Annotated in this window: 15 protein-coding genes and 1 tRNA gene; all 16 read right to left on the reverse strand. The window is 40.0% G+C overall.

Annotated features, from left to right (window positions below; all coding sequences use genetic code 11):
• The coding region (locus HMPREF2887_RS05560; RefSeq protein WP_222564027.1) for a phage tail tape measure protein at positions 1-1,931 on the reverse strand (1,931 nt) is incomplete at its 3' end.
• A 118-nt stretch (positions 1,932-2,049) separates the two neighbouring features.
• A complete protein-coding gene (locus HMPREF2887_RS10125) occupies positions 2,050-2,202 on the reverse strand; it encodes a hypothetical protein (RefSeq protein ID WP_224785203.1) in 153 nt (50 codons plus the stop codon).
• 14 nt (positions 2,203-2,216) lie between these two features.
• Positions 2,217-2,564, reverse strand: coding sequence for a phage tail assembly chaperone G (gene gpG, locus HMPREF2887_RS05565; protein ID WP_084740793.1), 348 nt, complete (start codon positions 2,562-2,564; stop codon positions 2,217-2,219).
• A 54-nt stretch (positions 2,565-2,618) separates the two neighbouring features.
• Positions 2,619-3,194: a major tail protein gene (locus tag HMPREF2887_RS05570; RefSeq protein WP_070836453.1), complete on the reverse strand. Its 576-nt coding sequence runs from the start codon at positions 3,192-3,194 to the stop codon at positions 2,619-2,621.
• Positions 3,195-3,208: 14 nt separating this feature from the next.
• Positions 3,209-3,589, reverse strand: coding sequence for a hypothetical protein (locus HMPREF2887_RS05575; RefSeq protein ID WP_070836454.1), 381 nt, complete (start codon positions 3,587-3,589; stop codon positions 3,209-3,211).
• Positions 3,586-3,999: a hypothetical protein gene (locus HMPREF2887_RS05580; RefSeq protein WP_070241861.1), complete on the reverse strand. Its 414-nt coding sequence runs from the start codon at positions 3,997-3,999 to the stop codon at positions 3,586-3,588. The genes HMPREF2887_RS05575 and HMPREF2887_RS05580 overlap by 4 nt, the downstream gene beginning before the upstream one ends.
• Positions 3,980-4,360, reverse strand: a complete 381-nt coding sequence (locus HMPREF2887_RS05585) for a hypothetical protein (protein ID WP_084740795.1) — start codon at positions 4,358-4,360, stop codon at positions 3,980-3,982. Before HMPREF2887_RS05585 ends, HMPREF2887_RS05580 begins: the two co-directional genes overlap by 20 nt.
• The gene (locus tag HMPREF2887_RS05590; RefSeq protein ID WP_084740798.1) at positions 4,338-4,646 is read right to left on the reverse strand and encodes a hypothetical protein; all 309 of its coding nucleotides are present in this window, start codon (positions 4,644-4,646) and stop codon (positions 4,338-4,340) included. The genes HMPREF2887_RS05585 and HMPREF2887_RS05590 overlap by 23 nt, the downstream gene beginning before the upstream one ends.
• Positions 4,647-4,652: 6 nt before the next feature.
• On the reverse strand, positions 4,653-4,817 hold the full coding sequence (locus tag HMPREF2887_RS10255; RefSeq protein ID WP_180363047.1) for a hypothetical protein: 165 nt from the start codon (positions 4,815-4,817) through the stop codon (positions 4,653-4,655).
• A 14-nt stretch (positions 4,818-4,831) separates the two neighbouring features.
• Positions 4,832-5,965 carry a phage major capsid protein gene (locus HMPREF2887_RS05595; protein WP_084740801.1) on the reverse strand — a complete coding sequence of 378 codons (1,134 nt, stop codon included), beginning with the start codon at positions 5,963-5,965 and terminating at the stop codon, positions 4,832-4,834.
• 15 nt (positions 5,966-5,980) lie between these two features.
• Positions 5,981-6,727 (reverse strand): head maturation protease, ClpP-related, encoded by a 747-nt coding sequence (locus HMPREF2887_RS05600; protein ID WP_084740804.1) that lies wholly within the window; start codon positions 6,725-6,727, stop codon positions 5,981-5,983.
• Complete coding sequence (locus tag HMPREF2887_RS05605; protein WP_084740807.1) at positions 6,714-7,901, reverse strand: phage portal protein; 1,188 nt, start codon at positions 7,899-7,901, stop codon at positions 6,714-6,716. The genes HMPREF2887_RS05600 and HMPREF2887_RS05605 overlap by 14 nt, the downstream gene beginning before the upstream one ends.
• A gap of 194 nt (positions 7,902-8,095) precedes the next feature.
• Positions 8,096-8,167, reverse strand: a tRNA-Ile gene (locus HMPREF2887_RS05610).
• Between the two features lie 279 nt (positions 8,168-8,446).
• Positions 8,447-10,201: a terminase large subunit domain-containing protein gene (locus HMPREF2887_RS05615; protein ID WP_084740810.1), complete on the reverse strand. Its 1,755-nt coding sequence runs from the start codon at positions 10,199-10,201 to the stop codon at positions 8,447-8,449.
• Positions 10,198-10,536, reverse strand: coding sequence for a P27 family phage terminase small subunit (locus HMPREF2887_RS05620; protein WP_148131495.1), 339 nt, complete (start codon positions 10,534-10,536; stop codon positions 10,198-10,200). The genes HMPREF2887_RS05615 and HMPREF2887_RS05620 overlap by 4 nt, the downstream gene beginning before the upstream one ends.
• Before the next feature lie 199 nt (positions 10,537-10,735).
• Positions 10,736-11,008, reverse strand: coding sequence for an HNH endonuclease (locus tag HMPREF2887_RS05625; protein WP_084740950.1), 273 nt, complete (start codon positions 11,006-11,008; stop codon positions 10,736-10,738).
• Positions 11,009-11,020 lie beyond the last annotated feature (12 nt).

The raw sequence follows: 11,020 nt of genomic DNA on the forward strand, positions 1-11,020 counted from the left end.
TTTTTTGCCAAGTCCTTATCAGCAAGTTTTGTGATTTCATCGGTCAATCCCTTAAAGGCCTTTTTGACATTCTCAATGTCTTTGACAGCACCAGAACCAAATTCAGTCATTGCATGGTTGGTTTCGTCCACCTTATTCTTAAAGCCTTGTAGCTCATTAGCTTGGGTAGAATTAACAGCAGTACCCCATTCCTCAGCTCGATTTCTAGCATCAATAGCTTTCTGGGCAAAGTAACCAATTACTGCAGCAGCAAGCACACCACCAGCTACAAGAGCACCAGTCGGGGTAAATAAAGCGCCCAATAGCCCCGCCTTACCAGCAAGACCACCGACAGCTCCTGTCGCTCCTGTTGCACTTTCTCCCAACAGAGCGATACCTTGCGCCGCTCCAGTTGCTTCTCTCGAAACATTTAATAGAGCCTTTATACTTTTTACTTTCCCTGCCATGCTAGCTATACCTGATAAGGTCTTGCCCGTCACGCCAGTAAGAAGGCTAAGCGCCCCAGTGAAGGGACTGATAGCAGCCGCTCCCAAAGCAAACTTTAAAATCATGTCCTGTGTAGCAGGAGATAGGTCTTTAAACCAATCTATGACTTTTACCCCTTCTTTTAAAAGATTGTTAATATTTGGCAAGAGCTTTGAACCAATCTCAATTCCAAGAACTTCTAATTCTGCTTGGGCTTTCTTAAGTTGATTTTCAGATGATTCCATCATCTGGTCGGACATCCGTTTAGTAGCTCCCTTAGCATTATTAGTTTCTTGTGTGAGACGTCTCAGAGCATCTCCGCCTTGAGCTATCAGAGCATTAAAACCAGCTTGCCCGGTTTTTCCGACAGCTTGCGAATAAAGCGCGGCCTTTTGCGCACCTGTCAAGCCCTCGGTATTCACTCGTGCAAGATCCAAAACATCTGCCAGAGAAAGATTGCCAGCTCGGAATTCCTCGAGAGAGATTCCCATTTTTTCAAACGCTACAGCTTGCGATTTGGTTGGTTTTACAAGAGCTGTCAAGATATTACGCAAGTTAGTACCCGCTTTTTCGCCCTCAATACCACGTTGAGATAACAAGCCAATAGCTGACGCCGTCTCTTCAAGAGAGATTCCAGCAGTAGCCGCCATAGGCCCGACATATTCCATTGCCACACCAAGACTTGAAAAGTCCGAAGCTGTTTTATTGGCTACGAAAGTCAAACTGTCCGTAACACGCTGCGTATCTTCCGCTTTCAAATTAAATTGCTCTAAGATAGCAGTCGTTGCATGCATGACCGTCCCAAAACCTTCACCGGATGCTTTACTGGCTTCTAGTACATGTGGCATAGCTGCCATAGTTTGATTGACATCATAACCACGACGAATCATTTCAGTCATCCCTTCAATGACATCGCCAGTAGATATACCATATTCAGTAGCATATTTTTTGACAGCATTACTCAACTGATCCATCGTAGAGGTCATTTTGTTTGCAGGAATATCATCGCTAATAAGTGCTTGAATCGTCTTCATCCCATTTTCAAACGAAACAGCACTTCTCGTTGCTTGTGCAAAACCTGCTCCCAGAGCTGTTGTCATCCCTCTCGTCGCAGAACTTATTCTTCCTAGCCCTTGACTTATCTTTGTCAAGCCTTGTCCCAGTCGAGCGGTAAGACTATATTGCGAATATTGCTCTCGCACAGTCTGTGCTAACTCACCACGGTAAGTTGCCAGCTTCGTTTGTCCGTCTTGATACTGCGCTGCCAATCTATAAGATTGGTCAGTTAGTGCGCCTGTCGCTGTCTTGCTTCGCTCAAAGTCATTAGCTAATTTCGCTTGAAAAAGTGATTGTTGCTGGATAAGACCATTTAAAGTATTTGCCTTAGCGCCATAAGCCTTAAATGCTGCAGCCCCGCCATTCGCATATTTGATAAGAGCATTATTTGTATTAAGCTGTTTTTCCATTAGCCCAATACTTCTTTTAAAAGATTTGAGACTGTTACTTGACTCTGTCAGTTTTCTGGCAAATCCGCTATTATCCAGCCCCAAATGCACGACCATATTTCCTATTGGCGTAGCTATATCAATCACCTCCAGTCATATTGATAAAGTCTTCCAATGACATGATTTCTTCTTTATCTTGTTTTAATTCTTCGGCATTAAGAACATTAAACAAAGTCACATAATCCGTTTCCATAATGTCATTGATAGTAAAGCCATTATTACTAGCTACCAAGTCCCTTACAAGACTTAAGAAACGCTTTCGGGCTTCTGTTGCACTAATTCCATCAGCTTTGGGTCTGCTTCTTTTTTGACCCCCACCGCAGTCAAGATAATATCGTCAATCGTTTCTTCAAGCTCCCAAGCATTCAGCCCCTCTAAAATCGCTTTTTGAGTAACTGCTTTGGCACTAAACAACGAAGCACAAAAATCAATGCGATCTAACAGATAGTCTTTTGGAGTATAGCTAGTATCACCAGCTTCTAACTTTTCTTGTATATCCCAAAAATCCAACACACGACTAGCTGGTACTTTGTCCTGTTCATAAACTACCACATCGCCATTTTTCTTTTTTAATTCCAAACGTAATTTTGTCATTAGAAATCCTTTCGAGTTTCAAAAAATAAGAGAAACGGGAAAACCCGTTTCTTTCTATTCTGCAATTTTCATTTGTTGTTTCAGTTTCTTGATAGTTTCTTCTTCTTTACCAATATACTTAACAACGTAATTTCCTTTTGTATCTTCATCGTCTGAAGCAACAGATGTAAATTCGTATTTATCCCCATCTGGTTCTTCTTGTGTTCCTTTTTTGGTCTTCATGTTGACGGCATCACGGGAGAACTGTCCTTGCAAGAATCCGAAGTAGGCTTTTTCGCCAGCTAGTGTTTCAGATTCTAAGAGAAGTGAACAGTATGGCGGTTCAGACTCTTCACCAATATAGGTTAGCTTGTCTTTTACTTTGTATCCCAGTAGAATGTCGTTTACTTTCTCAAGGATGTCAAGAAGTGTGAGTTCTGCTTTCACATCGCCTACGCCCTTGTTAGCTACGTAATAAGCAATATTTGATCCAAAAACTTTAATAGGAGTAGAGGATAGACCCGTAACGTCAGCTGTTTGAGTTGCACCTTCTCCTTTCTTCCCTTCAACAACAAATAAATTTGTTCCTGCTGTTGCGGCTTGACCATCAAGCACACGAATTGTGGCACGTTTAAAACCAACTAATGTCATATTTAATTTTCCTTTCAATATTCAATGTCATATACAGAGCTAAAACCTCTGTATGTTCTTGCGTCTACATAACGCTTTGTTTCTTCAAAATATTCATCTAAGCCGCCTGTATTTTGATAAAAGGCCGCTTCCAAGAATACTTTCTCAACCTCATGAGCTATTCGCTTTGTTTCGTAGTAGTCACTACTTTCAACATTCACCTGATAGCTAAACCGCTTCTGTAAGAAATTATCACTACCAAATGTCTCTTGCTGAGGAGGAGCAAGAGGTATCAAAACAATGCTACTATCACTTTCTGACAAGCTTTCAGGACGTTGGAAATAGTGAATAGCAATATTAGATAAAGCTGGCACTTCTGCCAGCTTATCCGCTAATGTATCAAGCATGCTTTTCATTCAGCCAACTCCTTCATCTTTTCTACCATGTGTTTGGTAAATGGAGCTTGTTGCGCTTCAGCATATTGCCGCAATTTCCCAAATCCTCGTGGTACATATGTCTTACCCCAACGAGTATAACCAAACTCATTTAAGTGTTCCAGACGCCAACGAGAACCCTCGCCCCAACCAACCTTGGATTGAAAAATCTCTCCCCCAATCTTCCGAGCCTTGGAATGCGTCGTCTGTTCCGTTGTTCGTCCTGTACGTTGAAAGCTAGTCGTAACTTCCTTTAAGTCTTTTTCTGCTTCCTCTGCAGCATAATTGATTGCTTCACGAGATATGCGGTCACGTCGAGTTTTTCCGAGTTTTTGATTAAGAGTGCGAATAACCTCATCCACTCCCTCAACACTAATTCCCCAAGTCTCCATTGACCTCTCCTTTCAAAAGTAAAGTAATATAGTCTGGCTTAGGGCGAATATCCTCAACATTCCACCTCTCATCTTTATAATCAACATGTTTAATTTCTACTATGTGATTATTCTTCGGACGATAAGATGACAGCGGATTACGAATAACAATCGTTACCGCTCTTTTTATCCCTTTTCCTCTCATGATTTCAATATCCTTTAAAGATGGATTATAAACCTCCGCCCATGCAGTGAAAAGTTTTTTCAATTCCTGCTTATCACTAGGTAAACGCCCTCTAGGCTTCGCATTGTAAAAGACAACCATTGTATTCAACTTTCCGTTGTCTACTGTCTCATGTTTAATCGTCTTTTTTCCTAGCATGTTCCGCCTCCTTTAGAGAATGAACCATTGCTTGTAGCTCAATTTCATTCGCATAGTTTGTTTGAAATTCATCAAGGGCATCGTGATACACATAGCGAGCTCGCTCAAAAGCCAGCTCAACCAGCATATCATCAATTTCATCCGCTCCGACCAGTAAAGCAACGGCTACGATACTAGAAGAAAGCATCTTTTTTAGATTATCATCTTCATCAGTGCTCGTAATTCGCATACGCTCCTTAAAAGCAGCTAACTGCTCATCAACAAACTTTGTTGTATCAATAGCCATTTTCTTCTACTCCTCGTTTTGAATATCAGAAGCGCCCACTTCTTCTACAAATCCCGGAAGACGAGCTTCCAATTCAGCAAAGCGCTCTTTGTTGACTGTAATAACTTCACCAACTTGACGAAGTACATTTTTGTTCAAATCCTCAAAAGGCTTTAAAACCTTAACTTCCATAAGCTACTCCTTTCTTAACCACCAGCTAGTGTCAACAATGCAGCAGTATGATTATCTTTCGCTTTACCGTACCAGTAAGATTTAGCAGTTACAAGCTGCATATCTTCAATAGCTAATGTTTGATCAAACTCTTCAATTGCTACACCGCCACCAATATAAGCATCATAACGGTTTGCTACAAAAGCAATCGCCTTGCCTGTATCTACCGCTTTTGATTCTGCTAATTGAACACCAAATGGCAAAGTAGTTGTATAAACACCGTTCAAATTCATAGAAGTGAACTTAGCTACCAAATCGTAATAATCCGCTGGGTTTACTAAAAGATAAGTTTGCCCCGCAATGTTTAGACGATTCCCTTTATTTGAAATAGACAAAGCTTTCATGACTGGGGCAAGTAGTTTAGGAGCGTTGGTTGGATCTAATGTGGCAAGACTAGCTAGAGCTGTTTTGTCAGTATTGTAGACAACTTTTTCACTCTGAACAGTCCCTTTTGCTAAGTCTTTGATCAATCCAATAGGTTGTTTGTCCCCGTTACCTTTTACGATAGCTGTTTCAAGAGCTACTGACATAGCTTCCTTGATTTGTTCCATGACAAACTGTTTCAGCCATGTTGCACCAAATTTCAATGCATCTTTTGGAATAACGACAAGGGCAGTCAGTTTGTTTTGCTCGAATGCTGTTTCTTGGAAAATCGCATCCAGTTGACCTGAAATTTCTCCATGTACATTTCCCCAAACTGCAGTACCAGTTTCACTTTTTACAGTCAGAGCTTTTAGGCGCATACCTGCATTTTTAAAGTTGATAATAGATAGCAGCGGATGTTCTGTAGTCAACTCATCAAACACTTGATTGTAAGTTTCTTCTGGAATTAAGATACCATTCTTTGAACCAACTTCTTTATTGATTTCATTAAAGAACTTGATTTCGTTTGCAGTCAATTTAGGATTCTTTTGGAAGCTATTAAACAGCTCTTCCGCTTCCTTTTTGCTAGCGTCTGAAACGACTTCTAATAGTTCTTCTCCCATGATGCTCATAGCATCAGCGTATAGCTCATTGCGTTGCTCAGCTTCCGCTCCGTTTGTTACTGCTTCAGTAAATTTTGTTACAGCCTCCTGATAACGAGGCAATTTAGTAATGTTAATTGTCATTTACATTTCCTTTCTTTAAAATAAATAATCAGCCAATACATCATGCACGGCTGGTTTTTCAGTCTGTTGTTGCTCTTTCTGAGACTTCTGCAACTCATTCAACTGCATCTCCATACGATCAAAGCGAGTCAATAAGAGATTCAATTGATTGTCTTGCTCCATATTTGCTTTTAGCTCCACTAGCTTCGCATGAGATACGATACCGCCGAAAGAAGCTGCTAAGTCTGGAGCAGATTCTGCAAAGAGAACTTCGTCTACCAAGCCAATTTCAAGAGCTCGCTGCGCTGTGAAAAAGGTTTCCTTGTCCATCAATTCCCTTACTTCATCTGTAGATTTACCCGTTTTTTGCTGGTATAAATCCGCAAGTGAGATAGAAGTATTTTCGCTCACCTCGCTCGCATGTGCCAAGTCACGATAATCTCCTTGTGCATACATACTTGCATTGTGAATCATCACTTGTGCAATCGGTGACATCTTGATAGTATCTCCTGCCATCATGATAATGCTAGCGATACTTGCTGCAAGCCCTGTAACCACGACTTCAACATTTCCCTGATAAGATTTAAGCAGCGTATAAATCTCACTACCAGCAAAGACAGAGCCGCCCTGTGAGTTAATCGCAACTTGAATAGCTTCCTTACCATCAGTCTTAGCCAGAAAATCTTTTACATCCTTTGGAGATACCGCACTCTGCTCAGTCCAATCATAAAACCATTTGTCGTCATCGTTAATGACAACTCCGTTAATATCAAGTCTTTTCATCTTTCTCCTTTCCTATGGAGCCTAACTCCATATAGTTTTTCGTCAGCAAGAAGACATCCCCACCTTCTACTGGGTCATAACCAAGCTCACGTCGGATTTCATTTCGTGTAAATGAACCAGAGCTAACCAGCTTGTCGATGTTAGAAGACAAAGAAAAAAGGTCATAGTTTTTAAAACCGACCATTTGGACTTTATTGCCTTTTTGAAGCTCTCTACGATTAAAGATAATGTAGTTCATTGCTGAAACGATTTTCTGTGCCAACGGCTCAATCACCGTAGCGATATATGTGTCGTAGTTTTTCTGGTTATCCGCCAAATCCCCGTGAATCAGCCCATTCGGTATACCAAGAATATCCGCAACATCATTGATATACTGCTGCTTCATCTTCGCAATATCTTCAACATAAGAAACTTTTATTGACGTTTGAGAACGATATTCCTCATATTTTGCATCCTTCGGTAGCAAAATAGGCACAACGCTATCATTCTCTAGCTTTTTAGTTATAGTAGCTAAAAAACTTTCCTTTTTCTCTGACACGGACTCTTTAGTATTCTCTGACTTATCAGAAGCCTGATTTGCTAAGTCACGAGCACGCTCACGAATCTTATCACGAGGGAGTTCCATGTGAAAACGCAGTTGATTAGCAGTTTTTTGATTTTGAAATAACCGCCCCAAAACAGAACCATAATCATTCCACAAATCATTGATGAATGCTTCCAGATTATCATTCTCAACCCGAATAAATAACACCTCATCATAATGAGCTGTGATAGATACAGGCACATTCTGGATAGTGGATATATTGAAAACATCACCAGTAAGCGAATACTTCTGTACATAACTATCAACCACAAACATTTCTTGTCTATTATTGATATACGCTAGCACTTCACCATTCTTGATGAGAGATTTTACAAATTCCGACCAAAATTCAGCTGCCGTCTGATTAGGATTAGCCTTATGATTGATTCGATAATCCCAAATATCCCGTTTCTTTGTTTCATCACAAAAGAAAACAAAAGAAGATTTAGAAAAAGTCCTAGCAATATAATTCGCACAGGTTTCAAGTGCTATAGATTTCATTGAATTCTGTTGCACATCTTTAAAAATATCATCAAAATCATAGGACAAACGTTGCTTCCCGCGATTAAAAATATAATCAAGTACCCCCATAGTTTCCTCCTTTCCAGCGGTAATAAAAAGAGAAGCATTTCTGCCTCTCTATGTCCACAATACTATTTTAAAATAAAAAAACGTCAAAATTTCCACTCTTGAAAAAAATAAAAACGGGAGCACAAAAGCACTCCCACCATCTAGAAGAATGAAAAATTTAGAAAGGCCGGCAATCTACCACCATAGATTGCCAATAGACCCTGCAGGAATCGAACCTGCGTCATCGGGCTTATCACCCCGCCGTGTTACCACTACACCAAAAGTCTGCCACTTTGCCTGAACCTCATCTAGCAAAATTGTTACACGCAACCTGTCTTGTGTAAAGTTTTTAAAATGTGCTCACCATCTTGACATTGATTAGGCTTTATTTTTGACGATAACGAGAGATGGCCACGTTCGCCCAGGAACTCATATAGGGGTTGATGGAATCGAACCATCATGCTTAGTCAAAAGATATTACCGTTTCAGCAGGAGAGCTAACTAGCCTGTCCTTACCCCATTGATAACTTTATTATACAAGATAAAAACGTCAAAATTTCCGCACTTTATTCCACCTCGTACCAATCCATTACATCATCGTAAAAGTCCTCAAAATCATAACTAGGCTCATTCAGCTCATCAGCCCGATACATAGCACACTCAAAAGCTTTAAAACCATCTGTCTTTCTTCGGACATCTTCTTTCTTCAAATATTCAACATTCCCATCAGATTTTAATTTTCTAAGCACGTTGTTGGTGTACCAACGCATCATGTCATTTTCACCAAATAGGATTTTATGACCAGCAAAAGCATTCTCTATTCTAGGAGCTAGTAAACTATCTATCGCACGAGGATTCCTCACAACCTCCAAACGATAGCCTGACGGTACACGCTCCCTATCACGTTCACTAACCACCTGCTCAAAACCTGCTTCTAAAAAGATAGGACGTAACAAATCCATTCGGAAATAGTCTCCAAGGATCGTATCAATATCAAAAGCATACAAATCCCGTTGCTCCACAAACCAATTAACAATCACATGTGGGTCGATTGTCGGTGTATCAACAACCGTCAACCAGCCCTTTTCCTCCCATAGACGAATAGGAGCAAACTGTCGCTTGCCATTGATTGTGTCCTTTGGCTTTGAATAGCCATAAATCGCATCCACAAATCCCTTGCGCACAAAAGAATGTGTCTTCCACACATATTTCTCATCACTCTTAAACAACAAACCAACTGCAGCAAAGTCCCTAGTAGAAGCAAAGTCAAATCCACCAATACAACGTTGACCCTCATAAGGCTCTTTCCACTCCTTCGTTGCCACTAGTTCCTCATACGTAGCAACACTCCGCTCCGTATCTGTGACTGGCAGATTCATCCGCTTCGTCAAAAATTCCTCACGGTTAGAGGGATCATCTTGCAAATCCTCGTATTGTTCTAACACCGTTTCAAACAAATTAGCCGCATAATCGCTCATCGGCTCATGAAACATTGGATTTGCCAATTGCCACTTCGTCTTGTCGTCCACCTGTTCCACACTATCCAACTTACAAATAAAAGGGAATATAGAATTCCAACGAGCACGCCCTTTTAAAACAGCTTTTGCCTTTTCTTTTTGCTTGTCAATGAAACCTTCACGAACATATCCATCTGTCCCAATATAGAACTCTCTCGGATTGATAACCTTACCAAGCCCGGACAAATGAACCCGCACATCTCGATTACTTTCATACTGATGAATCTCATCAAAAATAACCGCACCATCTCGCAAACCGTCTTTCGTATTCCCATTAGACGTCCGAAATTTAATAATACTTTTCGTCTGCCTGCTCAAAATCTCGGACTTCGTCTTATAGAATAATCGCTCTAACTTCGCATTTTCCTCTATGACTGTATAAATTTCATGAAAACTTGTCTTTGCTTGGTCTTCACTATTAGCAATGATAGAAATATTATAATTTTTCACCCCATGCATGGGTGTCAAAAGAAAACTCGCAACACCAGAAATCAAACCATTCTTCCCAGCACCACGAGCCATCATATAAAGAAACTTACGATAGACAATAAGATTATTCTTCTTAAAATACAAAAAGATAAATGGTATCAGAAACTTCTGAAACAGCTCCAACGGAAAGAACCACCGCTCAATGTACCCAACACAATCATCTATCTGCTTTTCATTGAAATAAATCTCTCCACTTTCTAACCGAGGAACTATCTCACGTTCTAAGTATTCAAAAAGCTCAATCCTCTCCTGATTGAGCTCTATACGACCAGTGTTATAATCCTCGATATATGCATCCACATATCGTTGAATCATGTAAAGTCTTCCTCATCAATTTCATTGCTCTTAGCCATCTTCGCTTCATACTCCTCTCGCTTCTTATCAAAGAATACATCAAGCTTAAGCAAAGAAGCATTAACTTTGGTCTTAGCAGTAACCGCAGGATTTTCTTTCAAAAAAGTTTGATTAGCATTCACCGTCTCAACCATTACACCTTTATCTTTAATCGACTTATCAAGATCATAAAAAATACTAACCAAGTTCAAATATCTATCAACCTTTTCAACCTCAATCTCATTATCTTCGTCAATTAAAAGTCCCAATTCTCGCTTTAATTTCTCCATTTTTATCTGTTTTTTTGTTTTAGCCATATTTTTTTCACTTCCTATATACTTTACAGAATTTTGTTCGGATTTTTTCCAAAAACACCCCCCTAATATGTAAAAATAGCGCACATTTTTGGTTAGTTGAGCATCCGACGGTTTACGGTTTTTGGATAAAAACGCACGTTTATTTGGTAGGGGGGTATGTCGTTCGCTTTTTATATTTTTACTTTACAAAATTGACAAGTTACCAACTGAAAAGCTCATCATCGAAGCTTTTAGATTTCCTTTGATAGCGTCCATGACGCTTGTTGTGACAATCTTTACAAAGAGTCCGCAAGTTGTCCAAATCATAAGCAAATTGCGGATAATCCTTTACTTCTTTAATATGGTCAACCTCAAGTCTTGACGTTGTCAGTCGTCCTTCTTGCTTGCACCAAAGACATTCTTTATTGTCTCGTTCTATTGCCTGCTCTCGTAGCTTCTGCCAATCTCTTGTATTATAAAAAGTATCATAGATAGTTTGCTGACT

Origin of the sequence: Streptococcus sp. HMSC071H03, from assembly GCF_001813035.1 — a bacterium.
GTDB lineage: Bacteria > Bacillota > Bacilli > Lactobacillales > Streptococcaceae > Streptococcus > Streptococcus anginosus.